The sequence below is a fragment of the Streptomyces sp. NPDC000134 genome (assembly GCF_042899225.1).
Classification (GTDB): Bacteria; Actinomycetota; Actinomycetes; order Streptomycetales; family Streptomycetaceae; genus Streptomyces.
Genome location: NZ_JBIAZN010000004.1, coordinates 301,260 through 327,664 on the forward strand (window position 1 = coordinate 301,260; position 26,405 = coordinate 327,664).

Sequence of the window (26,405 nt, forward strand, 5' to 3'; positions counted from 1 at the left end):
GGAGTTCATCCCTGGGTCTTCTGGATGGCTTCGCGAAGCACCTGGCGGTCGTCGAAGGGACGGACCACCCCGGCGATGTCCTGGCCCTGCTCGTGGCCCTTGCCCGCGACCAGCACGGTGTCGCCGGGCTCGGCCCGTGCCACGGCGGCGGCGATGGCGGCGGCCCGGTCCTCGAAGACGGCCACCTCGCCGCGCTCGTGCGCGGGCACCGACGCCGCGCCCCGGAGCATGGCGGCCAGGATCGCGAGGGGGTCCTCGGAGCGGGGGTTGTCGGAGGTCAGCACGGCGGTGTCGGCGTGCCGGGCGGCGGCGGCGCCCATCGGCTCGCGTTTGCTGCGGTCGCGGTCGCCGCCGCAGCCGAGGACCACGTGCAGCCTGCCCCCGGTGACCTTGCGCAGGGCCTTGAGCACCGACTCCACGGCGTCCGTCTTGTGCGCGTAGTCGACGACGGCCAGATACGGCTGCCCGGCGTCGATCCGCTCCAGCCGCCCCGGCACGCCCGGCACCGCGGCCACCCCGTCGGCGGCGCGCTGCGGGTCCAGGCCGGCCGCGGCCAGGGCGACGATCGCGGCGAGGGTGTTGGCCACGTTGAACGGCCCGGCCAGCGGCGACCGGGCGGCGATCCGCTCGCCCTCGGGGCCGACCGCGGTGAACGCCGAGTCCAGCGGGCCGACCTCGACGTCCTCGGCCCGCCAGTCGGCGTCGGGGTGCCCCTCCGCCGAGTAGGTGACGACCGGGACACCGGCCTCCTTGGCGAGCCGGCGGCCGTACTCGTCGTCGGCGTTGACCACGCCCAGGCGGCTGCGTCCGGGCGTGAACAACTGCGCCTTGGCCTGGAAGTAGTCCTCCATGCCGGAGTGGAACTCCATGTGCTCCGGGCTGAGGTTGGTGAAGACGGCGACGTCGAAGACGCAGCCGTCGACCCGGCCGAGCACCAGGGCGTGGCTGGAGACCTCCATGGCGACGGCCTCGGTGCCGCGTTCGCGCATGACGGCGAAGAGGGCCTGGAGGTCGGTGGCCTCCGGCGTGGTCCGCTCGGACTTGATGCGCTCGTCGCCGATGCGCATCTCGACCGTGCCGATCAGGCCGGTGGACCGCGCCGTGCGCAGGCCGCCCTCGACGAGGTAGGCGGTGGTGGTCTTGCCGGAGGTGCCGGTGATGCCGATCTGGAGCAGATCGCGGCCGGGGTGGCCGTAGATGGTGGCCGCCAGTTCGCCCATGTGCCCGCGCGGGTCGTCCACGACCAGCACCGGCAGGCCGGTGGCGGCGGCGCGTCCGGCGCCGGACGGGTCGGTCAGCACGGCGGCGGCACCGAGGCCGGCCGCCTGGGTGACGAAGTCGGCGCCGTGCGCGCGGGCGCCGGGCAGGGCGGCGTACAGGTCGCCGGGGCGGACGGCCCGGGAGTCATGGGTGATGCCCGTGACCTCGGCGCCGCCCTCCGGCGCGGTGACCCCCAGTTGGCCGGCGAGTTCCGCGAGGGGGGTGGCGGAGACCTGCACCGGCCGGGGCGGTCCCGGATGGCTCACGGGTTGGCCCTTCTGGGTGGTTCGGGACTGATCAGGCTGTGGCACGGCGGTGAGCGTACCGGGCTGACCGGCCTCCGGGCGAAGTGAGGGGCGGGGGCCGTGCTGGTTCCCGGGATCGGGGGTGATCGTTGTCACGGGTGGTTCCTGGTGGCTCGGTACGGCTTCGGTTCGATCAGGTCAGGGCTGGAAGGTGACCGGGAAGTTCTCGGGCTCGGCCCCGGTCGGCGGGACCTGGAGCGTCTTCAGCGCGAACTCCATCACCCGCTTGTAGACCGGTCCGCAGATCTGTCCGCCGAAGTAGCTGCCCTCGGTGGCGTTCTGGATGGCGCAGTAGACGGTGACGCGGGGCTGGTCGGCGGGCGCGAACCCGGCGAAGGAGGAGGTGTACCCCTTGTACTTGCCGGTGACCGGGTCCACCCGGTTGGCGGTGCCGGTCTTGCCCGCCACCCGGTAGCCGGGGATGCGGGCCCTGGTGCCGGTGCCCTCCTCGTCGTCGACGACCGACTCCAGCATCCTGGACAGGGTCTCGGCGGTCTTCTCGCTGATCACCCGGGTCTTCTTGGGCTTGGCCGCGGCGGTGAGGCGACCGTCGGGGCCGGTGGTGCCCTTCACGAGCGTGGGTTCGATGCGGACGCCGCCGTTGGCGATCGTGGAGTAGACGGAGGCCGCCTGCGTCGCGTTGAGGGAGACGCCCTGGCCGAAGGGGATCGTGTACTGCTGCGAGGTCGACCACTGCTCCGGAGGGGCCAGGATGCCCTTGGTCTCGCCGGGGAAGCCGAGGCCGCTGTAGCTGCCGAGGCCGAACTTGCGCAGGTAGGAGTAGAGGACCTGGTTGGCCTCGCGCTGGTTCTCGCCCAGTTCTCCGGTGGCCAGGATGGTGCCGATGTTGCTGGACTTGGCGAGCACGCCGTTGAGCGTGAGGTACCAGGTGGGGTGGTCGATGTCGTCCTTGAACAGCCGGTCGCCGCGGTGCAGCCGGTTGGGGACGGTGACGTGGGTGGTGGGGGTGGCGGCGTTCTCCTCCAGCACGGCGGCCATCGAGATCACCTTGGCGGTGGAGCCGGGCTCGAAGGCGTCCTGGAGGGCGGCGTTGCCGAGCGCGGCGGGGTCGGCGTGGGTGAGGTCGCCGGGGTCGAAGCCGGGCGAGTTGGCCATGGCGAGGATCTCGCCGGTCCGGGTGTCCTGGACGACGACGTAGCCGCCGTCCGCCGCCGACTCCTCGACCTGGTCGCTGATGGCGTCCTGGGCGGCCCACTGGATGTCCCGGTCGAGGGTCAGCTCCACGGTCCTGCCGGGCACGGCGGGCGTCTCGTTGGCGCCGACGGTGGGCACCTGGTGGCCGCCTGACTGGGCGTACCGGATCTCGCCGTCCTGGCCGGCCAGCGTCTTGTCGAGCTTGCGTTCGAGGCCGCCGCCGCCCTGGCCCTCGGCGTCGACCCAGCCGATGACGCTCGCGGCGAGGTCGCCATTGGGGTAGACCCGCTTGCTGCTGGGGTCGGCGAAGACACCGGCGAGCACGTTGACGGCCGACTTGTCGGTCTCGGCCTTCTTGGTGAGCGCGCTCTTGAGGTCCTTGATCTGGTTCCACACCTGCGGGGTCTTGGCACGGGCCAGCCGGACGTAGCGCAGGTTGCCGTCCTTCGGACGGAGCCGGGCGGCCAGGTCGTCCTCGCTCTCGCCGAGGATCGGCGCGAGGAGTGCCGCCGCCTGTTCGGGGCCGTCGCCGACCTTCAGTTCCTCGCGGGTGAACATCGTGGGGTCGGCGGTGATGTCGTAGGCGTCCACGGTGGCCGCCAGCGCCACGCCGTCGCGGTCGGTGATGCCGCCGCGCTCGGCGGTCAGGGTGTGCACCACGTACCGGTTCTGCTCGGCCTTGGCGGTGTACGTGCCGGCGTCGACGGCCTGCACCTGGAGCAGCCGTACGGTGAAGGCGGTCAGCACCAGGGCCAGCGCGACGCCGACCAGGCGCAGCCGCGGCCGGGGGCTGCCCAGGCGGATGACCTTGGGCGGGGCCGGGCGGCGCGGCGGGCCGGGGCGGCGGGCGGGGCGGGCGCCGGGGCCGGGCCGGCGCCCGGCGCCGGAGCGCACCGGCCCGGCGGGTCCGGGCACACGGCGGCGCGGCGTCTGCCTGCCGGAGTCGTTGGCCACTTCCGTCACCTGCCGGGGGTCGGGGTCGCCGGGACCGGCCGCGCGGTGAGCGCCTCCGGTGCGATGACGAGGGGCGCGCTCGCGGGCGAGGCCGGGGCGGGAGCGCCCTTGACCGTGCCGTCGGGAGCGAGGAAGGCGGGGTCGCCGCCGGGGACCATGCCCAGTTCCCGGGCCCGGCGCTGCAGGGCCTGCGGGGCGGAGTAGGCGTCGACGTCCCGCTGGAGGCCCTGTTCCTCGTCGGTGAGTTCCTTGGTCTGCTGCTTGAGGTCGTCGAGCTGGAACGATCCCTCGCTGAGCGCGGAGTTCAGCACCAGCAGCACGAGGAGACCGCCGCCGAGGAGGACGACGACCAGGAGGACGAAGGGGGCGCGGGCAGCCTGTCCCCCGCCCGTCGGGAAGAGCCGGGCGAGCCGGGCGGCCCTGCCCTTCAGTTCCGGTTTCCCGCTCACACACCCTCCCCTCGGTGCGGGCCGCGCCCGCGCCTGGCCTGGCTCACTCGGCGTCCTCCCTGATGCGCTCGGCCCCGCGCAGCCTCGCCGGGGCGGCCCGCCGGTTCTCCGCGATCTCCTCCTCGGTGGGAAGTTCGGCACCGCGCGTGAGCAGCTTGAGCCGGGGGGCGTACCGCTCGGGCACGACGGGCAGTCCGGGCGGGGCGGTGGTGGCGGCGCCCGCCGCGAGGACCTGCTTGACCAGCCGGTCCTCCAGCGAGTGGTACGACAGCACCGCGATCCGTCCGCCCACGGCGAGCGCCTGCACGGCGGCCGGGATCGCCCGCTCCAGGACGGCGAGTTCGCCGTTGACCTCGATGCGCAGGGCCTGGAAGGTGCGCTTGGCCGGGTTGCCGCCGGTGCGCTTGGCGGCCTGGGGCAGGGCGGCGCGGATCAGCTCCACGAGGCGGGCGCTGTTGCTGAACGGCTCCTTCTCGCGCTCCCGCACGATCGCCGAGACGATCCGCTTGGCCTGCTTCTCCTCGCCGTACGCCCGCAGGATGCGGACCAGTTCGCCCGGCGGGTAGGTGTTGAGGACCTCGGCGGCGCTCATGCCGGTCGTCTGGTCCATGCGCATGTCCAGCGGGGCGTCCTGGGCGTAGGCGAAGCCCCGGCCGGCCTCGTCGAGCTGCATGGAGGAGACGCCGAGGTCGAACAGGACGCCCTGGACGCGCGGGACGCCGAGCCGGCCGAGGACGTCGGGCAGCTCGTCGTAGACGGCGTGCACCAGGGTGGCGCGCTCGCCGTGCGGCGCGAGCCGTTCGCCGGACAGCCTCAGGGCCTCCTTGTCCCGGTCCAGGGCGACGAGCCGTACCCCGGGGAACCGCTCCAGCAGCGCCTCGCTGTGCCCGCCGAGGCCCAGGGTGCAGTCCACGACCACGGCCCCCGGCTCCTGCAGGGCGGGCGCCAGCAGGTCCAGGCACCGCTGGAGCATCACCGGGACGTGTCGACTCTGGCTCAAGGGGGGTCGGCCTCTCGGGTCCGGCGCGGCGTCACGTACCGCCGGGTCCCCGCCCTCTCGCGAAGGGGAGACCTGCCGGCGCCTGCGAGCGTCGGCCGGCCGGGAGCGGGAGGAGGCCGAGCCGTACGTACGCGCCGCGCACGTGGGGAGACCTGGCGGACATCGCGCAGGTCTCCGGGGATTCAGTCCAGCGGGGAGAGCCTCGCCTCCCGCTTCGCGCCACTTTAGTCCACCGTCTCGCGCGGTCAATCAACCGGCCTGCGCGTCGCGGACCCGGGGCCCGGGATGCGGACGGCGGCGGCCGGTCACCCGGACGGACGCGCCCACACCACTCCTGTGGCCCAGCTCACCACAGGGCGGCCCGGGGTTCCCCGGCCCCGCGCACGGCGAGCCGGGTCGGCGGCCGGCCAGTACCGTCGTGGCTATGACGTCCTCCGCGCCGGTTTCCGCCGGCTCCGGCGCCGCCACCGGCGGCACCCGCGCCGGCCTGCCGCGCGAGGCCGTCCCCGCCCGACCCGGCCGGGTGCCGGGGACAGCGGACCGACAGGACGCGCGAAAGACGCAAGACCCGACATATCGCTGGCAGTTGTCCACAGGCGAGTGACACGAATCGGTAACGGCGGCAAGAATGCCTGAAGCGGTGCCGTGCGGAACTTTTCCCGCCCGGTGTCCGTGTTCGGGGTGGGCCTGTCCGCGGTACGGGGCATCGGTCCGGAAAGCTGGGGTAACCCCTCGCTCCGCGGCGGGCGTGGGGATGGGCCGAGGAGGGCCGGGTGACGACCTATGACGATCGAGCGAGCCTCACTGACTTGACCGCGGTGGTGGAGCGGGTACGCGGTTCGGTGGAGAGCGTGATCGAGGGCAAGCCCGAGGTCGTACGGCTCTCGCTGACCGTGCTGCTCGCCGAGGGACATCTGCTGATCGAGGACGTCCCCGGAGTCGGCAAGACCATGCTGGCCAAGGCGCTGGCGCGGTCCGTGGACTGCTCCGTGCGGCGTATCCAGTTCACGCCCGACCTGCTGCCCTCGGACATCACCGGGGTGTCCATCTGGGACCAGCAGCGCCGGGACTTCGAGTTCAAGCCCGGCGCGATCTTCGCGCAGGTGGTGATCGGCGACGAGATCAACCGCGCCTCGCCGAAGACCCAGTCCGCGCTGCTGGAGTCCATGGAGGAGCGCCAGGTCACCATCGACGGCAGCACCTACGAGCTGCCCAGCCCGTTCATGGTGGTGGCCACCCAGAACCCGGTCGAGATGGAGGGCACGTATCCGCTGCCGGAGGCCCAGCGCGACCGGTTCATGGCCCGGGTCTCCATCGGCTATCCGAGCCCGGAGGCCGAGTTGCAGATGCTCGACGTGCACGGCGGGGTGAGCCCGCTGGACGACCTCCAGCCGGTGGCGCACGCCCACGAGATCGTGAAGCTGATCGAGGCGGTGCGCGGCGTCCACGTCGCCGACCCGGTCCGGCGGTACGCGGTGGACCTGGTCGCCGCCACCCGCACCCACCCCGACCTCCGGCTCGGCGCCTCGCCGCGGGCCACGCTGCACCTGCTGCGCGCGGCGAAGGCAACCGCCGCCCTGAGCGGGCGGGAGTACGCGCTGCCGGACGACGTGCAGTCCCTCGCCGTCGCCGTCCTGGCGCACCGGCTGCTGCCCACCGCCCAGGCCCAGCTCAACCGGCGCACCGCCGAGCAGGTCGTGCGGGAGATCCTCCAGCACACCCCGGTGCCCGCGGCGCCCCAGCAGCCGAGCGGCTTCGGCCTGGGCCGCGGCGGTCCGGCCTATCCCCAGCAGCCGCCGCGGAGGCTGTGATGACCACCGGGGGGACGGGCCGGGCGGCGGACGGGACGGACGACAAGGGCGGTGTCCGCACGGCGCTGGCCGGCCTGACCACCCGTGGCCGCTCCTTCCTGGCGGCCGGTGTGGCCGCCGCGGTCTGCGCGTACGTCCTCGGGCAGAGCGATCTGCTGCGCGTCGGGCTGCTGCTGGCGGTGCTGCCGCTGGTGTGCGCGACGGTGCTGTACCGCACGCGGTACCGGGTCGCGGGCAGCCGCCGGCTCTCCCCCGCACGCGTGCCCGCCGCCGGTGAGGCCCGCGTGCACCTGCGGATCGAGAACGTCTCGCGGCTTCCCACCGGCCTGCTGATGCTCCAGGACCGGGTTCCCTACGTGCTCGGCCCGCGTCCCCGGTTCGTCCTGGACCGGGTCGAGGCGGGCGGCCGGCGCGAGGTGTCCTACCGGGTCCGCTCCGACCTGCGCGGCCGGTATCCGCTGGGGCCGCTCCAGTTGCGGCTGGCCGACCCGTTCGGCATGTGCGAGCTGACCCGGTCCTTCTCCACGTACGACACGCTGACCGTGATCCCGCGCGTGGAGCCGCTGTCGCCGGTGCGCTTCGGCGGCGAGGCCAAGGGGTACGGCGACGGGCGGCAGCGCTCGCCGGCGCTGGCCGGCGAGGACGACGTGATCCCGCGCGGCTACCGCTACGGCGACGACCTGCGCCGGGTGCACTGGCGGTCCACCGCGCGCTACGGCGAGCTGATGGTGCGCCGCGAGGAGCAGCCGCAGCGCTCCCGGTGCACGGTGCTGCTGGACACCCGGGGCGTCGCCTACGCGGGCGCGGGACCCGACTCGGCCTTCGAGTGGGCGGTGTCCGGCACGGCGTCGGTGCTGGCGCACATGCTGGAGCGGGGCTTCTCCGTCCGGCTGCTCACCGACACCGGCAGTTCGCTGCCCGGCGAGGGCGGTGACGGCTTCGCGGGCGCCAGCCAGGAGACGGCGGACGCGGCCGGGCTGATGATGGACACCCTCGCGGTGATCGACCACTCCGACGGCACGGGCCTGTCCCGCGCCTACGACGTGCTGCGCGGCGGCAACGAGGGGCTGCTGGTGGCGTTCTTCGGCGACCTCGACGAGGAGCAGGCCACGGTGGCCGCGAAGATGCGCCACCGCAGCGGCGGCGCGATCGCCTTCGTGCTGGACAGCGGGACCTGGCTGCGGGAGCCGGCGGACGTGCCCGGCGAGTCCGACGACAGCGCGCGGCGGCTCCGGCTGCTGCGCGAGGCCGGCTGGACGGTCGTCCGCGTCCCCCGCGGCGCCGCTCTGGACACCCTGTGGCGCGCGGCCGACCACTCCCGCTCCGGCCTGACGACGACCGGCGGGGAGGGCACGCGATGAGCGGGCGGGCGAGGCCGGCGCCGGGGGCATCCCCGGGGCGCGGGCGGACACGATCGGCGCCGGGCGCGTCCCGGTGGCGCGGGCGGCCGGGCCGCCGCGTGGCGGGCGGCGGCGGGGAAGGTGTGCGATGAGCGGGCGGGCGAGGTTGGCGCTCGGGGCGTGGGCGGCGACGCTGATGGCGTCGTGCGCGCTGCTGCCGCTGGTCGATCCGGCGACCTGGATCTTCCAGGCCGCGTTCCTGCTGGCCGTCCAGTCCGGGGTGGGCGCGGCGGCCCGCACGGTGCCGCTGCCCCGGCCGCTGACGGTCGCGGCCCAGGCCCTGGTGGGGCTGCTGGCGCTGACCCTGGTCTTCGCCCGTGAGCAGGCGGCGGCCGGACTGCTGCCCGGCCCCGGCACCTTCCGGCACTTCGCCGACCTGCTGCAACAGGGCGCCGACGACATCGCGCGGTACGCGATCCCCGCGCCCCTGGAGTCCGACGGCATCCGGCTGATGCTGGTCGGCGGCGTGCTGGTGATCGGCCTGCTGGTGGACACGCTCGCGGTGACCTTCCGCGGCGCCGCCCCGGCCGGGCTGCCGCTGCTGGCGCTGTACTCGGTGGCGGCGGGCCTGTCCGAGGGCGGCACCGACTGGCTGTGGTTCCTGGTCGCGGCGGCCGGCTATCTGATGCTGCTGCTGATCGAGGGCCGGGACCGGTTCTCCCAGTGGGGCCGCGTCTTCGGCGGCGTCCCGCGCACCCCGGGCGGCGGACCGGCCGGCGCGACGGCACCCGTGCGCACCGGCCGGCGGATCGGCGCGGTCGCGCTCGGCACCGCCCTGGTCGTGCCGCTCGCCCTGCCGGCGATGGACGGCGGGCTGCTCGACGGCACCGGCACCGGCATGGGCTCCGGCGGCGGGGGCGGCGGCACCATCTCGGCGGTGAACCCGCTGGTCTCCCTGCGCGACAGCCTGAACGTGGACGAGGACCGCCAGGTCCTCTCCGTCCGCACCAGGACCAACGACATCTCCGACCTGTACCTGCGGATCGTCTCCCTGGACGACTTCGACGGCACCACCTGGAAGCCGTCCAAGCGGCAGATCGTCGCCGTGCCGGACGGCACCTTCCCGCTGCCCGCCGGCCTCGGCCCCGAGGTCGAGCGCACGGAGATGACCGCCACCGTCTCGGCGGCGGACTGGTACGCCCAGGACTGGCTGCCGATGCCGTACCCGCCGAGCGGGGTCCAGGTCGGCGGCGAGTGGCGGTACGAGCCGGTCGGCATGACCCTGGTCGGCGACCACGGCCAGAACACCCGCGGTCTGACGTACGAGGTGCGCAGCCTCCAGGTGCGGCCCACGGCGGAGCAGCTCGCCGCCGCGCCGCGGCCCCCGGCGTCCCTGGAGAGCGAGTACACCGAGCTGCCGGACTCGCTGCCGCCGGTGGTGGCCAGGACCGCGCGGGAGGTCACCGAGGGCGCGGCCACCGCCTACGACCGGGCGGTCGCGCTCCAGGAGTACTTCGCGGTCAACGGGGGCTTCGAGTACGACACCGACGTGCAGGTGGGCAGCGGCTCCCAGGCCATCGCCCGGTTCCTCAAGGACAAGCAGGGCTTCTGCATCCACTTCTCGTTCGCCATGGCGGCGATGGCCCGTTCCCTGGACATACCGGCCCGGGTCGCGGTCGGTTTCGCGCCGGGTTCCCCGCAGACGGACGGCTCGGTGTCGGTGAGCCTGCGGGACGCCCACGCCTGGCCGGAACTGTACTTCGAGGGCGTCGGCTGGACTCGCTTCGAGCCGACCCCCAACCGTGGCTCGATACCGGCGTACACCGTGCCGGACGCCCCGGGCACCTCCGTGCCGGACGTGGCGCGGCCCTCGCAGGAGGCGTCGGAGGCGCCCGCCGCGTCGGCCTCGGCGAGCGAGGGCTGCACCGCGCAGCAGAAGAAGCTGGAGGGCTGTGAGAGCGAGTCCCCCGAGGCGGCGCTCGCCGCGGGCGACGACGGCCCGAAGTGGTACGCGCTGCTGCTGTGGACCCTGGCCGGCCTGGTGGTGCTGGCGGTTCCGTTGTCGCCGATGCTGTGGCGGACGCGGGCCCGTGCGGTGCGGCTCGGGGCGCACGGCCGCGGCGAGGCGGGCGCGGTGGCGCACACCCTGGCGGTCTGGCAGGAGCTGACCGACACGGCGTGGGACTTCGGGATCGCGCCGGACGAGTCGCAGACCCCGCGCAAGGCGGCGGTCCGGATGATCCGGCTGGGGCAACTGGACCCGGTGGCGGCGGAGGCGGTGCACCGGGTGGCGGACGCGGTGGAGCAGGTGCTCTACGCTCCCCGGCCGCGCCGGACGGCGGGTCTCGCGGACGACGTCCAGCGGGTGGCCGCGGGGCTGCGCGCCAGATCCGGCCGGAGCACGAGGCTCCGCGCCCGCTTCGCCCCCCGCTCGGCGGTACGCGCGGCATGGACGGTCTCCACCCGCTGGGCCGCCCTGCGCCACCGCGTCCGGGCAGCCCGCCCGAACCTGCCCCGCAGGCCCCTGAGACAGCGGGGCTGAGCGGACCGCGGGGGCCGGACGCCCCCGCACGCGGCTGCGGACGTGGCGCGGGCCCGGGGCCTGGGTTTCCCCGCCGCTCGGGGCCCGGAGGCGGGCGGACATGCCCCGGCCGCCCCGGGGCATGCGTGAGAGGGGTGACCACCTCGCCGGTGGTCACCCCTCTCACATACGTCTGTCCGGGTGCGGCTGCGGCGCGCCCGCCGGGCTAGTGGCCGCCCTGCTGCTCGTCCCGGCGGCGCTGCCAGCGCTCCTCGATGCGGTCCATCACGGAACGCCGCTGACGTCCCTGGTGGCGGGCGTGGGGCGCCGCTCCGGCGGCGGGCTGCTCACCCGGTTTCGGAGCCTTGCGCCATCCGGTCACCGCGAGCACGGCACAGCCCAGCATGACGAGGAATCCCACCACGCTGAGCCAGACCTGCTGGGCGACCATGCCGGCCATGAGGAGCGCAATACCTACGAGGAAGCCCGCGACCGCCTGGTAGACCCGTCGCCGGGTGTACGTACGCAGCCCGCTTCCCTCGAGCGCTGTCGCGAACTTGGGATCTTCGGCGTACAGCGCTCGCTCCATCTGCTCGAGCATGCGCTGCTCGTGCTCCGAGAGCGGCACGGAGTCCTCCTCATCGTGCAGTCGCCGGGGCGACCCGGGGGGGGTCCCTTCAGGATAGGCAGGGAATCGCCCCCGTGAAACCCGCCCCTCTACGCCAATTGGCCAACCGGACTCCGTCATGGCCGTCCCGGCTCGCTGAGGTTCCCATTCCCCGGCGGCCGACCCGTCATGCCGGGCGGTCTCCCTCGATCATACGGCGCCGGGCCCCCGTTCGGGGGGCCTGTGGCGTACTCCATGTGCCCGCAACCCGCTGATCAGCGGCACGGTCCCGGGGGTGACTCAGGTCCCTGGCATCCCTTCGGTCCCACCGGTCTCACCGAGCACGTGGAGCTGGGTGGCCACGGAGTGGAAGGCCGGCAGTTCCGCCGCGGCGGCCTCCAGCTTCAGCAGCGCGTCCAGGGCCCCCGGTTCGGTGTCCACCAGCACGCCGGGAACGAGGTCGGCGAAGACCCGCACCCCGTGCACGGCACCGACCCGCAGGCCGGCGCCCTCGACCAGCCCGGTGAGCTGCTCGGCGGTGAAGCGGCGCGGGACGGGATCACCCGAGCCCCAGCGGCCGTCCGGGTCACCGAGGGCCTGCCGGGCCTCCGTGAAGTGCCCGGCGAGGGCGCGGGCCAGCACGGCGCCGCCGAGCCCCGCGGCGAGCAGGCTGAGGACGCCGTCGGCGCGCAGCGCGGCCACCGCGTTGCGGACGCCCTCGGCGGGGTCGTCGACGTACTCCAGGACGCCGTGGCAGAGCACCGCGTCGTAGCCGCCGCGCTCGGCCACGTCGAACAGGCCGTGGGCGTCGCCCTGGACGCCGCGCACCTTGTCGTCGACGCCGGCCTCGGCGGCCCGGCGCTCCAGCGCGAAGAGCGCGTTGGGGCTGGGGTCGACGACGGTGACGCGGTGGCCGAGGCGGGCCAGGGGCACGGCGAAGTTGCCGCTGCCGCCTCCGGTGTCGAGGACGTCCAGCGCCTGCCGGCCCGTGGCCTTGACCCGGCGGTCGAGGGCGTCCTGGAGGACCTCCCAGACCACGGCGGTACGGAGGGAGGCGCGGGGGCGCGACGGGTCCGACACGGCAGTTGACTCCTCGGCGCGAACGGGGTGCCTCCCCGGCCGGGGTGCGGCGGGGGCAGGCGGGCTTCAGGCGCCCTCCACCCTATTGCCTCGGCCGCCGTGCCTGGTCACCCCGGCGGGCGGGGCGGGGCGGGCCGGTTCATCCCGCGTCCGGTATGTCTCGGCCCGGGGTGCCGGTGCCCGGCCGGTCGGTGTCGGGGCGGGGCTGCGGCAGGACCGGCTGGAGGACGAGCATCCGCTCCACCAGGCGCAGGAACATCGCCACGTCCCGGATCAGGTCGTCGGCGTCCCGGCCGCTGGCCGCGCCCTTGATGCCCGCCTCGGCGCGGGCCCGGCGCCGGGCCCCGGAGGCGAACAGCGCGCTCCACTCGGACAGCTCGGGCGCGATCTCGGGGAGCACTTCCCAGGCGCTCCGGATGCGGGCGCGGGCCCGGGGTGTGGTCTCGGGGCGCCCCCGCGCGGCGAGCACGGCGGCGGCGGTGCGCAGGGCGGCGAGGTGTGCCTGCGCGTACCGCTCGTTGGGGGTTTCGAGGACGGTGGCCTCGTCCAGTCCGGCGCGGGCCTGGGCGAGCAGGTCGAGAGCGGCGGGCGGGGCCGTGGCCCGGCGCAGCACCGGGTGGACGTCGCTCGCCGGTCCGGTCAGTGAGGGGGCAGGGCCGGATGCGCGGCGCCGACGGGCGGCTGCTGCGGACGAGTTGGCCATGACGAACCTCCTGTCGTCGCTGTCACAGCACACGTAGTGCTGTATGTGCCCATCGTGCGGTATGGCACTGACAATCCGTTGTGACCTGGTCTTTTGCCCCGGACGAGGGCGTGGATGCGGAATCGGGCGGGCTGTTGGGCGCCCAGGGCCGTGGAGGGGCGGTGCCGCCGGCCGCAACGCGGTCGCTCGGCAGAAGCACCGCGAGGCGGCAGGTCGGCACGCTCATCGCGGAGCGGGGGCCGCCGAAGCCCGTCCCGCGGCAACGGGGAGAGCGCCGGTCCGCCGTGGCCGCGTCCCCCGCGGGCCATCGCCGACCGGCGCTCCCTGTTGCTCCCCCGTGGTTCCCCCGTTTTCTCGGTCGTCCCCCGGGTTCCCCCGTGCCTCGCTCCCGCCGACCGCGGCCGGCGGAAGGAGCGGATCGCGGGCCCGGTCCGTTCCGGCGCCCCGTGTCGCCGGTGCCGGACCGTGCCCCTCTCCGTGCCCTCACTCTCTCGTCCGCGCAGGTGGGACCCCATCCGCGCGGCTACTCAACTGTCCGGCTAGGTACGCGTACTCACCCCTGCGTACCCCTCCCCACACCCCCGCGACACCGCCCGGGGCGCAACACGTCCGCTCCGATACTCCCCCGTCCCGGCACTGCCGGTCATCGCCGCAGGTCAGGGCCCCTGCGGGCGGGACTGTCGGTGGTGGCCGATAAAGTCCCTGGCATGGCACGGATTGCGGTGATCGGCGCCGGGATGGGCGCGATGGCGGCCGCCGCCCGGCTGGCCGTCGCGGGCCACCGGGTGGTGGTGTACGAGCGTACGGCGACGTACGGCGGGGCGGTGCGCCGCTTCGAGCGGGACGGCTTCCGCTTCGACACCGGCCCCGGTCTGCTGCCGCTGCCCGCGGTCTGGCGGGACCTGTTCCTGAAGACCGGCAAGGAGCCGCTGGAGAGCCGCGTCGAGGCGGTGCAGGTCGACCCCAGCGCCCGGCACGTGTTCGCGGACGGCACCGGGGCGGCGCTGCCCAACGCCTCGCGCGCCGGCGTCGTCGCCGCCCTGGACACGGCCCTCGGGGCGGATGCCGGGCAGCGCTGGGGCGACTTCCTGGTGCGGGCCCGGGAAGCCTGGGACCGCACCCGCAGACCACTCCTGGAAGAGCCCCTGTGGCCGAACTGGCGGGTGCTGGCCGAGCGCGAGCCCTACCCGGCGGTGCCGCACAGGCGGCTGCTGCGCACCCGCCGGGCCGGCACGCTCGCCGAGGTCGGCGCGTGGGAGCTGCGCGACCCCCGGCTGGCCGCCCTGCTGGAGAGCCACGCCCTGGCGTACGGGCTGGACCCGCGCACCACCCCGGCGAGCGCGGCCGTCCTGCCCTACATGGAGCACGCCTTCGGCACGTGGTACGTCCGCGGCGGGCTGCGGGAGCTGGCGCGGGCGGTGTACGAGCGGTGCCTGGCCCGCAAGGTGGAGTTCCGCTTCGGCACCGAGGTCACGGCGGTCGCGGAGAAGGACGGCCGGGCCGCCGGTGTGGAGCTGGCCGGCGGCGAGGTCGCGGAAGCCGACTTCGTGGTCGCCGGTGTCGCACCGGGCGTCCTGGACCGTGTCGCCGGTGACCTGGTGGCGCGCGGTGCCGACGAGGTCCCGGCGCGGCGGTCGGCGGCGAGCCGGCTCACCGTGCTGCTGGCGTTGCGGGGCGCCCGTCCCGAGGGCGTCGCGCACCGCACGGTGGTGCACGCGCCGGACCGGGACGCCGAGCTGGCGTCCCTCTTCGGACCGGCGCCGGGCGCGCCCGCGCGTCCGACGGTGACCGTGCTGCGGCCGGACGACCCGGCGCTGGTCCCCGACACCGGGCACGAGGCGGTCGTGCTCTCGGCGGCGGTGCCGGCGGCCTCCGGCGCCGGCGCGGAGCCCGGCGGCCGGGCCGAGGACCTGATCGCCGCCGCCGAGGCCGCGATACCGGGGCTGCGCGACCGGCTGCTCTGGCACGAGGTGCGCACCCCGGCCGACATCGAGGAGGCGACCGGCGCGGCGGGCGGCGCGGTGCCGGCCCCGGCGCTGGCCGCGGCCGGCGGACGGCTGCTGCACCCGGCGAACGGCACCCGCGCACCGGGGCTGTTCACCGTCGGCGGCTGGTCGCATCCGGGCGGCGGCCTGCCGCACGCCGGGATGTCGGGCGCGCTGGTGGCCGGACTGATCGTGGAGGGACCGGAGTTCCGGGGTTCGCGGTGAGGACCGGGCCCCGGTGACCCTCCGTCAGGATCAGAAGCGGTACTGCTCGTCGAAGCCGTGCCCCTGGCCCTGGCCCTGACTCTGGCCCTGGCCGTCGCCGTGGTACGGCGGGTACGGCTGCTCGGGCGGGAGTTCGCCGCCGTAGGCGTCGTCGGTGGTGCGCTGCTGCGGCACCCAGACGCCGCCCGCCGGGGTCTGGCCGCCGTAGCCGCCGGTGGCGTACGGGTCCTGCGGGTAATCCGGCGGGGGGTACTGCTGCGCCCCGGTGCCGGTGTCGTACCCCGTGTCGTACGGGGCCCCGCCGTAGGTGTGGGTGCCGATGTACGGGTCGGAGTAGGCGGCGTACTGCTGCTGGCCGGCGCCGTCGTAGCCGTACTCCTGCTGGGGGTAGCCGGAGTAGTCGTAGGCGGCCGGGGCGTGCTGGTCGTGGCCGTAGCCGGCGCCGCCGTAGGTGTCGTACGAGCCGGAGTCCTCGGGCATCGGCTGCGGTTCGTAGACGGCGGTGGTCTCCGCGGCCGCGGGGTCGGCGGGGCGGACGGGCGTGAAGACGTCGTCCGGGTCGAAGTCGTGGCCGTAGGCGTCGGCGGCGTGGGACTCCGGGGTGTGGCCGTCGTGGGCGCCGTGACCGGGTCCGGCCGCTTCCGGCCCCGAGACCTCCGACGCCGGTTCCTGCCGGGCGCGTTCGGGGCGGCGGCGCTTGCCGCCGACGAGTCCGGCCGGGGCGTTGACCGCCCAGCCGGAGGCGAAGCCGCGGCGGAACGACAGGGTGACGTAGGTCTGGCCGACCGCGAAGGCCGCCGCGCCCAGTCCGATGACGACGACCGACTGGATCAGCACTCCGGCCACGACACCGAGGAAGCCGGCGAAGGCCAGCAGCCGCCAGCGCAGCCGCGCCTTGTACTGCAGCAGCACCTCACCGAGCAGCCACAGCGCGACGCCGCCGAACGCGATGTAGAGGACCGTCCAGCCCATGTACGCCCCTCTCCCAGTGACCGTTACGCAGTGTGTCGCATGTACGTGCGGCCGGTCTAGGCCCGCGGTGGCTGGTGCAGGCCGAGGTTCTCGTAGATTTCCAGCGTCGCCGTGGAGTTGTTGAGCGTGATGAAGTGCAGTCCGGGCACACCCTCGGCGAGCAGTCGCGCGCAGAACTCCGTGGCGAACTCGATGCCAATGGAGCGTACAGCGGTCGGATCGTCCTTTGCTCCGAGGATCTGTTCTTTCAACGCGGCCGGGAACGAGGCGTTGCTGAGCTTCGGCAGCCTTTCCAGCATTTTCACACTGGTCACCGGCATGACCTCGGGGATGATCGGGGTCGCGCACCCTGCCGCCGCCACCCGGTCGCGCAGGCGCAGATACGACTCGGGGTGGAAGAACATCTGGGTGATCGCGTAGTCGGCGCCGGCCCGGCACTTGTCGACGAAGCGCGCCACGTCGGTGTCCGCGTCGGCGGAGCGCGGGTGCATCTCCGGGAAGGCCGCCACGCCGACACAGAAGTCGCCCGACTCCTTGATCAGCTCGACCAGCTCGGCGGCGTAGGTCAGGCCCTGCGGGTGCGGCACCCAGTCGGCGGTGGGGTCGCCGGGCGGGTCGCCGCGCACGGCGAGCATGTTGCGGATGCCCGCGTCGGCGTACTGGCCGATGATGTTGCGCAGCTCGGCGACGGAGTGGTCGACCGCGGTGAGGTGGGCGACCGGGGTGAGCGTGGTGTCGGCGACGATCTGCTCGGTCTCCCGGACCGTGCCGGCCCGGGTGGAACCGCCCGCTCCGTATGTCACGGAGACGAAGTCCGGGGCGACCGCCTCCACCCTGCGCAGCGCGCTCCACAGGTTCTTCTCGCCCTTGGCGGTCTTCGGCGCGGAGAACTCGAACGAGTACGTCGTCTTGCCGGACGCGAGCATGTCGCGGACGGTGCGTGCGCGATCAGTCCTGGTGGACGCGGTTCCGAGGGCCATACCGGCAGGTTAGCCAGGGGGCGCCGGTCCCCCAACCGGAGACGGAAGATCGTCCGAATTGTCCATTAGTTGTCCACCCCTTGGACATCACCGGCGCCGCGCAGCTTCTTGGCGAACTCGGCCGCCGCGGCGCCCGGGTCACCGGCCTCGGTGATCGCGCGGACGACGACCACCCGGCGGGCGCCCGCGTCCAGGACCTGGTCGAGGGTGCCGAGGTCGATGCCGCCGATGGCGAACCAGGGGCGGCCGGTGCCCAGCCCGGCCGTGTAGCGCACGAGGTCCAGGCCGGGGGCGTGGCGACCGGGCTTGGTGGGGGTCGGCCAGCACGGGCCCGTGCAGAAGTAGTCGACGCCGTCCTGCGCGGCCGCCGCGGCGGCCTCGGACTCGGCGTGGGTGGAGCGGCCGATGAGGACGTCCTCGCCCAGGAGGGCGCGGGCGGCGGGCACCGGCAGGTCGCCCTGGCCGAGGTGGAGGACGTCGGCGCGGGCGGCGTGGGCGACGTCCGCGCGGTCGTTGACCGCGAGCAGCTTGCCGTGCCGGGCGCAGGCGTCGGCGAACACGGCCAGGTGCTCCAGTTCCTCGGCGGCCTCCATGCCCTTGTCCCGCAACTGCACGATGTCGACGCCGCCGGCCAGCACCGCGTCCAGGAACTCCGGCAGGTCGCCCTGGCGCTTGCGCGCGTCCGTGCAGAGGTACAGCCGGGCGTCGGCCAGTCGCTCACGCGCGGTGGCGCCCCCGCGGTCGGCGGTCACGGGCATACGGGAATCCCCCTCTGGTCGAATGGCGGGCCGACGGGTGGCACCGGCCCCCGGTGGCACACCCGGCGGCGACGCCGGTGTCGGCTGGCGCCGGTGTCGGCGGCGCGCCCGCTCCGGTGCGTCACGCGTCGGTGGCGCCCGGCGCGGGCGGCGCCGGTCCTCGGCGGCGTACCGGCCGGGTCCCCTCAGGGGCGCGGCCCGCACACCGGGTGGTCGGTCGGGTCAGACGGCGAGCGCCTGGGCGCGGCGCTTCACCTCCGTGCCGCGATTCTCGCTCAGCGCCTGCGCGGGGGTGCCGGGCAGGGACGGGTCGGGCGTGAAGAGCCACTCCAGCATCTCCTCGTCCGTGAACCCGTCGTCACGCAGCAGCGTCAGGGTCCCGGACAGGCCCTTGACCACTTTGTCCCCGTCGATGAAGGCGGCGGGCACGTGCAGCGCGCGGTTCTCCCCGCGGCGTACGGCGATGAGCTGGCCGTCCTTGACCAACTGCCGGACGCGGGTCACCTCCACGTCGAACATCTCGGCGATGTCGGGCAGGGTGAGCCATGCGGGGACGAGAGCATCGATCTTTGCGTCAATCTCGGTCACGTATCAAGCCTGCCATCTGCCACTGACACTAGGAAGCCGGACCCGTCCGGCCAGGACGGACGGACTACGCCACCGCCGCCTTCAGCGGCCGGGCCGGGTCGGCCAGCAGCCCCCGGTCCACGGGCGTGCCCGCGTCGATCAGCCGCTTGCCCTGGGCGAGGTCGCGGGGGCGGCCGACGGCCAGCAGGGCGACCAGCCGGCTCCCGCGCAGCCAGCACACCGTCCAGGCGGGGCCGGCCGGGTCACCGCGCCAGAGCGTGGTGTCGGCGGCCGTGTGGTGCCCGGCGTACTGCACGAAGCGGCCGAACTGCTCCGACCAGAAGTACGGCACCGGGTCGTACACCGGCGGCTCCTGCCCGGTGCCGGCGCCGACGATGTCGGCGGCCACCGTGCGCGGCCCCTGGAGGGCGTTGTCCCAGTGGTGCACGAGCAGCCGCTCGCCGTACCGGCCGGAGGGGAAGGACGCGCAGTCGCCGACCGCGTGGACGTCCGGCACCGAGGTGCGCAGCCGGTCGTCGGCGAGGACCTCGCCGTGCGCGCCGAGGGCGATGCCGGAACCGGCCAGCCAGGCGGTGGCGGGGCGGGCGCCGATGCCGACGACGACCGCGCCGGCGGGCACGCGCGTGCCGTCGCCGAGGACCACCGCGCCGGGCTCGACGCGGGCCACGCGTGCGTGGGTGCGCAGGACGGCACCGGCGTCGGCGTACCAGCGGGCCATCGGCGCCGCCACGTCGGCGGGCAGCGCGCCGGCCAGCGGCCGGGCGGCGGCCTCCACGACGGTCACCGCGCAGCCCGCCTCCCGCGCGGCGGTGGCGAACTCGGCGCCGATCCAGCCCGCGCCGACCACCACGATGTCGTGCTGGCGGGCGAGCACCGGGCGCAGCCGCTCGGCGTCGTCCAGGGTGCGCAGCAGATGGACGCCGGGGACGCTCTCGGTGCCGGGCAGCCGGACCGGTTCGGCGCCGGTGGCCAGAACCAGGGCGTCGTACGGCACCGGCCCCGCGGCGGTGTCCAGGAGGCGGGCGTCGGGGCGGACGCCCAGGGCCTCGCAGCCGAGGCGGACCTCGATGCCGAGCGCCTCGAAGTCGACGTCGAAGGCGGAGCCCTCGGCGGTGCCGAGGAGGACGGCCTTGGACAGCGGGGGCCGGTCGTAGGGCTGGTGGGGCTCCGCGCCGATCAGGGTCACCGTGCCGGTGAACCCCTGTTCGCGCAGGGCGACGGCCGTCTGCACGCCGGCCATGCCCGCTCCCACGACGACCACGCGCCGCCGCGCGGACTCCGCCCGTTCCTGCGTCTGATCGCTCACCTGATCACCATAGACACCTGACGGAACGTCAGTCAGGCGGCACGGTGGGTGATGTGCTGCACAGCCGGCCCGCCCGGCCGGCCGCCGGGACGCTCCCTTACCGGCGCGGAGACCGAACGGTTAGGGTGGCCGACGTAACGCACTCGCGGGAGCCCGGACGCACCGGGCTGAGAGGGAGGCTGGCGGCCTCCGACCGTACGAACCTGATCCGGGTCATGCCGGCGAAGGGAGGGGCTGGACACCCATGTCGTCCGAGCGATCCGCACGCAACCCCCGTGTCCCCGACGTCCTGGTCGTCGGGGGCGGCGTCATCGGCCTGGTCACCGCCTGGCGGGCCGCGCAGCGCGGGCTGGCCGCGGCCGTGGTCGACCCCGCGCCGGGCGGCGGGGCGGCCCGGGTGGCGGCCGGGATGCTGGCCGCCGTCACCGAGTTGCACTACGGCGAGCAGACCCTGCTCGCGCTGAACCTGGCCTCGGCCCGCCGCTACCCCGCCTTCGCGGCCGAGCTGGCCGAGGCGACCGGGCACGACCTGGGGTACCGCCGGTGCGGCACCCTGGCCGTCGCCCTCGACGCCGACGACCGCGCCCACCTGCGGGAGCTGCACGCCTTCCAGGTCCGCTCGGGCCTCGACGCGGAGTGGCTGTCGGGGCGTGAGTGCCGCCGCCTGGAGCCGATGCTCGCGCCGGGCGTGCGCGGGGGGCTGCGGGTGGACGGCGACCACCAGATCGACCCCCGGCGGCTCGCCCGCGCCCTGGTGACCGCCTGCGAACGGGCCGGGGTGGTCCTGCACCGGGTGCGCGCCGAGCGGCTGACCGTGGTCCGGGACCGGGCGACGGGCGTGGTCACCGAGGACGGCACGGCGCTGCCGGCCGGCCGGGTGGTACTGGCCGCGGGCAGCCTCAGCGGGCGGCTCACGGGCGTTCCGGAGGAGGTCCTGCCGCCGGTACGGCCCGTGAAGGGGCAGGTCCTGCGGCTGGCCATGCCGGCGGACCGGCCGCCGCTGCTGCACCGCACGGTCCGCGCGGTGGTCCGCGGCAACCCGCTCTACCTGGTGCCCCGGGAGAGCGGCGAACTCGTCGTCGGCGCCACCAGCGAGGAACTGGGCTGGGACACCACCGTCACCGCCGGCGGGGTGTACGAGCTGCTGCGCGACGCCCACGAGCTGGTGCCGGGCATCACCGAGCTGCCCCTGACGGAGACCCTGGCGGGGCTGCGGCCCGGCTCCCCGGACAACGCGCCGCTGCTCGGCCCGACCGCGCTGGACGGGCTGCTGCTGGCCACCGGCCACTTCCGCAACGGCGTCCTGCTCACCCCGGTCACCGGCGACGTCATGGCCCACCTGCTGACCAGCGGCGAGCTTCCCGAGGAGGCCCGCCCCTTCACCCCCCGGCGCTTCGACGCCGCCGACGTCCCCACGGAGCAGCCCGTATGAACATCTCGGTCAACGGGGAGCCGCGCGAGGTGGCTCCCGGCACGGCCCTGGACGCCCTGGTGCGCACGCTCACCGAGGCGCCCTCCGGGGTGGCCGCCGCCCTCAACGAGACCGTCGTCCCGCGTGCGCGGTGGTCGTCCACGGCGCTGGCCGACGGCGACCGCGTCGAAGTCCTCACCGCCGTCCAAGGAGGCTGACCCATGGCCGACGACCCCTTCGTCCTCGGCGGTACGTCCTTCACGTCCCGTCTGATCATGGGCACCGGCGGGGCGCCCAGCCTCGATGTGCTGGAGCGCTCGCTGGTGGCCTCCGGGACCGAGCTGACCACGGTCGCCATGCGCCGCGTGGACCCCTCCGTGCACGGCTCGGTGCTGTCGGTGCTGGAGCGGCTCGGCATCCGCGTGCTGCCCAACACGGCGGGCTGCTTCACCGCCGGGGAGGCCGTCCTGACCGCCCGCCTGGCCCGCGAGGCCCTCGGCACCGACCTGGTCAAGCTGGAGGTCATCGCCGACGAGCGGACCCTGCTGCCCGACCCGATCGAACTGCTGGACGCGGCCGAGACACTGGTCGACGACGGGTTCACCGTCCTGCCGTACACCAACGACGACCCGGTGCTGGCGCGCAAGCTGGAGGACGTGGGCTGCGCCGCGGTCATGCCGCTGGGCTCGCCGATCGGCTCGGGCCTGGGCATCCGCAACCCGCACAACTTCGAGCTGATCGTCGAGCACGCGTGCGTGCCGGTGATCCTGGACGCCGGGGCCGGTACGGCGTCGGACGCGGCGCTGGCGATGGAGCTGGGCTGCGCGGGGGTGATGCTCGCCTCGGCGGTGACACGGGCGCAGGAGCCGGTGCTGATGGCGGAGGCGATGCGGCACGCGGTGGAGGCGGGCCGGCTCGCCAGGCGGGCCGGGCGGATTCCGCGCCGGCACTTCGCCGAGCCGTCCTCGCCGACGGCGGGCCGCGCCGCACTGGACCCGGAACGGCCCGCCTTCTGAGCGAAGCCGCCCCGACGCGGCGCCAGAGACGGCCACGGACCGAAGCGGAGCCGTCCCCGACGCCGGACCCGCCTGAGGACCGAAACGGGCCCCTCCGATGCGGCACCGGGACGGCCACGGACCCAAGCGAAGCCGCCCCCGACGCGGCACCGAACCCGACTACGGACCGGAGCGGGCCCGACCCGGCCACGGACCGGAGCGGAGCCGTCCCGGCGCGGCGCCGGGACGGCTGCGGGCCGGGAGTGGCGCGGTGATCCGCGCCACGGGACCGGCGGGCGCGGCGCACCGCGCGGCGCGCGGCCCCGCGTCCGGGGGTGTGTTGCGTCACAGCTCCGCTCCAGTACCGGGCCCGCCGCGGCCGGGCCCGGCCCGGTGTCGGTGCCGGCTCGTAGACTCGCCTGCGTGGACACGACCCTTCAGGACCCTCTGGTCGGGCGACAGCTCGACGGCCGGTACCGCGTCGACGCGCGGATCGCGGTCGGCGGGATGGCCACGGTCTACCGGGCCGTGGACACCCGCCTCGACCGCGTGCTCGCGCTGAAGGTGATGCACCCGACGCTGGCCGCCGACGGCACGTTCGTCGAGCGGTTCATCCGCGAGGCCAAGTCGGTCGCCCGGCTCGCCCACCCCAACGTGGTCCAGGTCTTCGACCAGGGCACCGACGCGGGGTACGTCTACCTGGCGATGGAGTACGTCTCCGGCTGCACCCTGCGGGACCTGCTGCGCGAGCGCGGGGCGCTGCAGCCCCGGGCCGCGCTGGACATCCTGGAGCCGGTGCTGGCCGCGCTCGGCGCCGCGCACCGCGCGGGGTTCGTGCACCGCGACATGAAGCCGGAGAACGTGCTGATCGGGGACGACGGCCGGGTCAAGGTCGCCGACTTCGGGCTGGTCCGGGCCGTGGACACGGTCACCAGCAGCACCGGCGCGGTCCTCGGCACCGTCTCCTATCTGGCGCCCGAGCAGATCGAGCAGGGCACCGCCGACCCCCGCGTCGACGTGTACGCGTGCGGTGTCGTCCTGTACGAGATGCTGACCGGCGCCAAGCCGCACCAGGGGGACTCCCCCGCCCAGGTGCTCTACCAGCACCTGGGCGAGGACGTGCCGCCGCCGTCGGCCCTGGTGCCGGGCCTCGCGTTCGAGCTGGACGAGCTGGTCGCCTCGGCGACCGCCCGGAACCCGGAGATCCGCCCGTACGACGCGGTGGCGCTGCTCGCCGGGGCCCGCCGCGCACGCGGCGCGCTGACCGACGAGCAGTTGGACGCCGTACCGCCGCAGGCGCTGGCGGAGGGGCACGACACCGCGGACGACCGTACGAGCGTGCTCCCGCGCTCCCTGGCCGTGCGGCCGCTGCCGGTGAACGAGGACGACGAGGCCACGGACGCCTTCCACCGCACCAGCAGGCTGGCGCCCCCGCCGCCGGAGCCCCCGCGGCGACGGGTCCCGGCGCTCCGGCGCGGTCCGCTCGCCGTCGTCGTCGCCGTCCTGCTGGCGCTGGGCGTCGGCGCGGGCGTCTGGTACATCAACTCGGGGCAGTTCACCCAGGTCCCGCCGCTGCTGGAGAAGACCGAGGCGCAGGCCAAGGACCGGCTGGCGGACGCGGGCCTGGACGTCGGCGACGTCGAGCACGCGTACAGCGACACGGTGAAGCGCGGGGCGGTCATCAGCACCGACCCGGCGGCGGGCACCCGCATCCGCGGCAACGACTCCGTCTCGCTCACCGTCTCCGACGGCCCCCGGACGGTGGAGGTGGCCGATCTGAGCGGCTACAAGCTGGACCGGGCCCGGTCCGTGCTGAAGCAGGACGGGCTGGAGCCGGGCATGGTCACCCAGGCGTTCAGCGAGGACGTCCCCAAGGGCTTCGTGGTCGCCACCGGCCCGAAGGCGGGCACGACGGTGCGGGCCGGTTCGGCGGTGTCCCTCACCGTCAGCAAGGGCCGCCCGGTGGACGTCCCCGACGTCACCGGCGAGGACCTCGGCGACGCGCGGGCCGAGCTGGCGGAGGCCGGCCTGAAGGTGAAGGTCGCGGCCGAGCGGGTCACCTCCGACGACCACGAGGCCGGGCAGGTCGCCCGGCAGGCCCCGGCCGACGGCAGCCGGGTCGCCGAGGGCGACACCGTGACGCTGACGCTGTCCAAGGGCCCGGAGATGATCGAGGTCCCGGACGTGGTCGGCGACAGCGTGGACGACGCCGAGGAGGAGCTGAAGGCGGCCGGGTTCGAGGTGGACGAGGACCGCGGGCTGCTCGGGCTGTTCGGCGACACCGTCAAGAGCCAGTCCGTCGAGGGCGGCGACACCGCCCCGAAGGGCTCGACGATCACCCTGACGATCCGCTGACCCGCCCCGCTCCGGATCGATCGCGCGTGCGGCCCCGTACGTGGTCACCGCACGGAGCCTGGCATCCTGGATCGGGACATGAGCACTTCACCCCCGCCCCCGCCCTCCCCCCGCAACCCCGTCGGCGCCCACGTCCCCGTGGCCGGCGGACTGCACTCCGTGGGACTGTCCTACGCCCGTGAGCTGAAGGCCGAGGCCGTCCAGGTCTTCGTCGCCAACCCGCGCGGGTGGGCCACCCCGGTGGGCAACCCCCGGCAGGACGAGGCGTTCCGCGCCGCCTGCGCGGCGGAGTCGGTCACCGCGTGGGTGCACGCCCCCTACCTGATCAACTTCGGCTCGCACACCGAGGCGACCGTGGAGCGGTCGGTGGAATCGCTGCGGCACTCGCTGCGCCGCGGCCGGGAGATCGGCGCGCTCGGCGTGGTCGTGCACACCGGCAGCGCGACCGGCGGCCGGGACCGGTCGGTGGCCCTGGCCCAGGTGCGCGCGCACCTGCTGCCGCTGCTGGACGAGCTGACCCACGACGACGACCCGTACCTGCTGCTGGAGTCCACCGCCGGGCAGGGTGCCTCCCTGTGCTCGCGGACCTGGGACTTCGGCCCGTACTTCGAGGCGCTGGACGCCCATCCGAAGCTCGGGGTCTGCCTGGACACCTGCCACATCTTCGCCGCCGGGCACGACCTGACCGGCCCGGCCGGCGCCCACCGGACGCTGGACCTGCTGGTGGACACGGTCGGCGCGGGCCGGCTGAAGCTGATCCACGCCAATGACTCCCAGGACGTGGTGGGCGCCCACAAGGACCGGCACGCCAACATCGGCGCCGGCCACATCGGCGAGGACCCGTTCCGCGCGCTGATGACGCACCCCGCGACCGAGGGCGTACCGCTGGTCATCGAGACACCGGGCGGCAAGGAGGGCCACGCGGCGGACGTGGAGCGCCTGAAGAAGCTCCGGGACGGCTGAAACCCCCGCAAGCTCAGCGCCCTACAGCTCGGGCCCCTCCCCCGGCTCCTCCTGGTAGGAGTACCGCTGCTCCCGCCAGGGGTCGCCGACGTTGTGGTAGCCGCGCTCCTCCCAGAAGCCCCGGCGGTCGGCGGTCATGTACTCGACGCCGCGGACCCACTTGGGGCCCTTCCAGGCGTACAGGTGGGGAACGACCAGGCGCAGCGGGAAGCCGTGCTCGGCGGTGAGCAGCTCGCCGGCCTTGTGGGTGGCGAAGAGGGTGGTCCCGGCGGCGAAGTCGGACAGCCGCACATTGGCGCTGTACCCGTACTCGGCCCACACCATCACATGGGTGACGCCGGGCGCGGGCGGGGCGAGGTCGAGGACGGTGGCGGCCGGGATGCCGCCCCACTCGGCGCCGACCATGCTGAACTTCGTCACACAGTGCAGGTCGGCCACCACGGTGGTGTACGGCAGGGCCGTGAACTCCTCGTGGTTCCAGCAGCGCTTGCCGCCGTCGGCGGTGGCGCCGAAGACCCGGAACTCCCAGCGCTCGGGCCGGAACTTGGGGACCGGACCGTAGTGCGTGACCGGCCAGCCGCGCTGGAGCCGCTGTCCCGGCGGGAGATCGGGCTGTACCGGTCCCCCTGACGTCCCTTCTCCCGGTTCCTGTCCCAGCGGCTGACCCATGTACCCATCCTGA

The 26,405-nt window shown here is 74.8% G+C and carries 22 protein-coding genes and 1 riboswitch; of the genes, 9 read left to right on the forward strand and 13 right to left on the reverse strand.

Annotation, left to right across the window (positions count from 1 at the left end; all coding sequences use genetic code 11):
- Window positions 1–5: 5 nt before the first annotated feature.
- The 4 genes from ACFY32_RS08305 to rsmH form a co-directional block, all read right to left on the reverse strand.
- Entirely contained in the window at window positions 6–1,526 is a 1,521-nt protein-coding gene (locus ACFY32_RS08305) for a UDP-N-acetylmuramoyl-L-alanyl-D-glutamate--2,6-diaminopimelate ligase (RefSeq protein WP_390673732.1), read from the reverse strand.
- Window positions 1,527–1,703: 177 nt separating this feature from the next.
- Entirely contained in the window at window positions 1,704–3,683 is a 1,980-nt protein-coding gene (locus tag ACFY32_RS08310; RefSeq protein ID WP_359193021.1) for a penicillin-binding protein 2, read from the reverse strand.
- Entirely contained in the window at window positions 3,680–4,123 is a 444-nt protein-coding gene (locus ACFY32_RS08315) for a hypothetical protein (RefSeq protein ID WP_390673733.1), read from the reverse strand. The genes ACFY32_RS08310 and ACFY32_RS08315 overlap by 4 nt, the downstream gene beginning before the upstream one ends.
- 43 nt (window positions 4,124–4,166) lie before the next feature.
- Window positions 4,167–5,123, reverse strand: coding sequence for a 16S rRNA (cytosine(1402)-N(4))-methyltransferase RsmH (gene rsmH, locus ACFY32_RS08320; protein ID WP_359193026.1), 957 nt, complete (start codon window positions 5,121–5,123; stop codon window positions 4,167–4,169).
- 773 nt (window positions 5,124–5,896) lie between these two features.
- On the opposite strand from rsmH, the gene ACFY32_RS08325 reads away from it, so the two are divergent.
- From ACFY32_RS08325 to ACFY32_RS08335, 3 genes are all read left to right on the forward strand, one after another.
- Window positions 5,897–6,934, forward strand: coding sequence for a MoxR family ATPase (locus ACFY32_RS08325; protein WP_359193029.1), 1,038 nt, complete (start codon window positions 5,897–5,899; stop codon window positions 6,932–6,934).
- On the forward strand, window positions 6,934–8,295 hold the full coding sequence (locus ACFY32_RS08330; RefSeq protein WP_390673734.1) for a DUF58 domain-containing protein: 1,362 nt from the start codon (window positions 6,934–6,936) through the stop codon (window positions 8,293–8,295). Before ACFY32_RS08325 ends, ACFY32_RS08330 begins: the two co-directional genes overlap by 1 nt.
- Before the next feature lie 127 nt (window positions 8,296–8,422).
- Window positions 8,423–10,816, forward strand: a complete 2,394-nt coding sequence (locus ACFY32_RS08335) for a DUF3488 and DUF4129 domain-containing transglutaminase family protein (protein WP_390673735.1) — start codon at window positions 8,423–8,425, stop codon at window positions 10,814–10,816.
- Window positions 10,817–11,021: 205 nt separating this feature from the next.
- On the opposite strand, the gene ACFY32_RS08340 is transcribed toward ACFY32_RS08335, so the two are convergent.
- From ACFY32_RS08340 to ACFY32_RS08350, 3 genes are all read right to left on the reverse strand, one after another.
- Window positions 11,022–11,423, reverse strand: coding sequence for a DUF3040 domain-containing protein (locus tag ACFY32_RS08340; protein ID WP_359193038.1), 402 nt, complete (start codon window positions 11,421–11,423; stop codon window positions 11,022–11,024).
- 279 nt (window positions 11,424–11,702) lie between these two features.
- The gene (locus tag ACFY32_RS08345) at window positions 11,703–12,482 is read right to left on the reverse strand and encodes a methyltransferase (RefSeq protein WP_390673736.1); all 780 of its coding nucleotides are present in this window, start codon (window positions 12,480–12,482) and stop codon (window positions 11,703–11,705) included.
- 139 nt (window positions 12,483–12,621) lie between these two features.
- Window positions 12,622–13,185 carry an SAV_6107 family HEPN domain-containing protein gene (locus ACFY32_RS08350; protein WP_359193043.1) on the reverse strand — a complete coding sequence of 188 codons (564 nt, stop codon included), beginning with the start codon at window positions 13,183–13,185 and terminating at the stop codon, window positions 12,622–12,624.
- 707 nt (window positions 13,186–13,892) lie between these two features.
- On the opposite strand from ACFY32_RS08350, the gene ACFY32_RS08355 reads away from it, so the two are divergent.
- Window positions 13,893–15,395 (forward strand): phytoene desaturase family protein, encoded by a 1,503-nt coding sequence (locus ACFY32_RS08355; RefSeq protein WP_390673737.1) that lies wholly within the window; start codon window positions 13,893–13,895, stop codon window positions 15,393–15,395.
- A gap of 30 nt (window positions 15,396–15,425) precedes the next feature.
- Here the strand turns inward: ACFY32_RS08355 and ACFY32_RS08360 are convergent, their stop codons facing one another.
- The 5 genes from ACFY32_RS08360 to ACFY32_RS08380 all read right to left on the reverse strand — a co-directional run bounded on the left by ACFY32_RS08360 (window position 15,426) and on the right by ACFY32_RS08380 (window position 19,999).
- Window positions 15,426–16,367: a hypothetical protein gene (locus tag ACFY32_RS08360; protein ID WP_390673738.1), complete on the reverse strand. Its 942-nt coding sequence runs from the start codon at window positions 16,365–16,367 to the stop codon at window positions 15,426–15,428.
- A 56-nt stretch (window positions 16,368–16,423) separates the two neighbouring features.
- Window positions 16,424–17,347, reverse strand: a complete 924-nt coding sequence (gene metF, locus ACFY32_RS08365; protein ID WP_359193052.1) for a methylenetetrahydrofolate reductase [NAD(P)H] — start codon at window positions 17,345–17,347, stop codon at window positions 16,424–16,426.
- Window positions 17,348–17,412: 65 nt separating this feature from the next.
- The gene (thiE, locus tag ACFY32_RS08370; RefSeq protein ID WP_390673739.1) at window positions 17,413–18,105 is read right to left on the reverse strand and encodes a thiamine phosphate synthase; all 693 of its coding nucleotides are present in this window, start codon (window positions 18,103–18,105) and stop codon (window positions 17,413–17,415) included.
- Window positions 18,106–18,327: 222 nt separating this feature from the next.
- Entirely contained in the window at window positions 18,328–18,693 is a 366-nt protein-coding gene (locus ACFY32_RS08375; RefSeq protein WP_359193058.1) for an Rv2175c family DNA-binding protein, read from the reverse strand.
- Between the two features lie 64 nt (window positions 18,694–18,757).
- Window positions 18,758–19,999, reverse strand: a complete 1,242-nt coding sequence (locus tag ACFY32_RS08380; protein ID WP_359193061.1) for an FAD-dependent oxidoreductase — start codon at window positions 19,997–19,999, stop codon at window positions 18,758–18,760.
- 135 nt (window positions 20,000–20,134) lie between these two features.
- Window positions 20,135–20,246: riboswitch (TPP riboswitch) on the forward strand.
- Here ACFY32_RS08380 and thiO point away from each other — a divergent pair.
- The 5 genes from thiO to ACFY32_RS08405 all read left to right on the forward strand — a co-directional run bounded on the left by thiO (window position 20,244) and on the right by ACFY32_RS08405 (window position 25,723).
- Entirely contained in the window at window positions 20,244–21,431 is a 1,188-nt protein-coding gene (thiO, locus tag ACFY32_RS08385) for a glycine oxidase ThiO (RefSeq protein ID WP_390673740.1), read from the forward strand. (Overlaps the previous riboswitch by 3 nt.)
- Window positions 21,428–21,628 (forward strand): sulfur carrier protein ThiS, encoded by a 201-nt coding sequence (gene thiS, locus ACFY32_RS08390; protein ID WP_190208350.1) that lies wholly within the window; start codon window positions 21,428–21,430, stop codon window positions 21,626–21,628. The genes thiO and thiS overlap by 4 nt, the downstream gene beginning before the upstream one ends.
- A gap of 3 nt (window positions 21,629–21,631) precedes the next feature.
- Window positions 21,632–22,426: a thiazole synthase gene (locus tag ACFY32_RS08395; protein ID WP_390673741.1), complete on the forward strand. Its 795-nt coding sequence runs from the start codon at window positions 21,632–21,634 to the stop codon at window positions 22,424–22,426.
- A gap of 402 nt (window positions 22,427–22,828) precedes the next feature.
- Window positions 22,829–24,760, forward strand: coding sequence for a Stk1 family PASTA domain-containing Ser/Thr kinase (pknB, locus tag ACFY32_RS08400; RefSeq protein ID WP_390673742.1), 1,932 nt, complete (start codon window positions 22,829–22,831; stop codon window positions 24,758–24,760).
- A gap of 78 nt (window positions 24,761–24,838) precedes the next feature.
- Window positions 24,839–25,723: a deoxyribonuclease IV gene (locus tag ACFY32_RS08405; protein WP_390673743.1), complete on the forward strand. Its 885-nt coding sequence runs from the start codon at window positions 24,839–24,841 to the stop codon at window positions 25,721–25,723.
- 21 nt (window positions 25,724–25,744) lie between these two features.
- On the opposite strand, the gene ACFY32_RS08410 is transcribed toward ACFY32_RS08405, so the two are convergent.
- Entirely contained in the window at window positions 25,745–26,392 is a 648-nt protein-coding gene (locus ACFY32_RS08410) for a sulfite oxidase-like oxidoreductase (RefSeq protein WP_390673744.1), read from the reverse strand.
- Window positions 26,393–26,405 lie beyond the last annotated feature (13 nt).

Excerpts from the sequence above, each read along its gene's own strand:
- ACFY32_RS08330 (WP_390673734.1), top strand. The coding sequence starts at position 6,934 with ATGACCACCGGGGGGACGGGCCGGGCGGCGGACGGGACGGACGACAAG.
- ACFY32_RS08335 (WP_390673735.1), top strand. The coding sequence starts at position 8,423 with ATGAGCGGGCGGGCGAGGTTGGCGCTCGGGGCGTGGGCGGCGACGCTG.
- ACFY32_RS08350 (WP_359193043.1), bottom strand. The coding sequence starts at position 13,185 with ATGGCCAACTCGTCCGCAGCAGCCGCCCGTCGGCGCCGCGCATCCGGC.
- ACFY32_RS08355 (WP_390673737.1), top strand. The coding sequence starts at position 13,893 with ATGGCACGGATTGCGGTGATCGGCGCCGGGATGGGCGCGATGGCGGCC.
- ACFY32_RS08360 (WP_390673738.1), bottom strand. The coding sequence starts at position 16,367 with ATGGGCTGGACGGTCCTCTACATCGCGTTCGGCGGCGTCGCGCTGTGG.
- metF (WP_359193052.1), bottom strand. The coding sequence starts at position 17,347 with ATGGCCCTCGGAACCGCGTCCACCAGGACTGATCGCGCACGCACCGTC.
- thiE (WP_390673739.1), bottom strand. The coding sequence starts at position 18,105 with ATGCCCGTGACCGCCGACCGCGGGGGCGCCACCGCGCGTGAGCGACTG.
- thiO (WP_390673740.1), top strand. The coding sequence starts at position 20,244 with ATGTCGTCCGAGCGATCCGCACGCAACCCCCGTGTCCCCGACGTCCTG.
- thiS (WP_190208350.1), top strand. The coding sequence starts at position 21,428 with ATGAACATCTCGGTCAACGGGGAGCCGCGCGAGGTGGCTCCCGGCACG.
- ACFY32_RS08395 (WP_390673741.1), top strand. The coding sequence starts at position 21,632 with ATGGCCGACGACCCCTTCGTCCTCGGCGGTACGTCCTTCACGTCCCGT.
- ACFY32_RS08405 (WP_390673743.1), top strand. The coding sequence starts at position 24,839 with ATGAGCACTTCACCCCCGCCCCCGCCCTCCCCCCGCAACCCCGTCGGC.
- ACFY32_RS08410 (WP_390673744.1), bottom strand. The coding sequence starts at position 26,392 with ATGGGTCAGCCGCTGGGACAGGAACCGGGAGAAGGGACGTCAGGGGGA.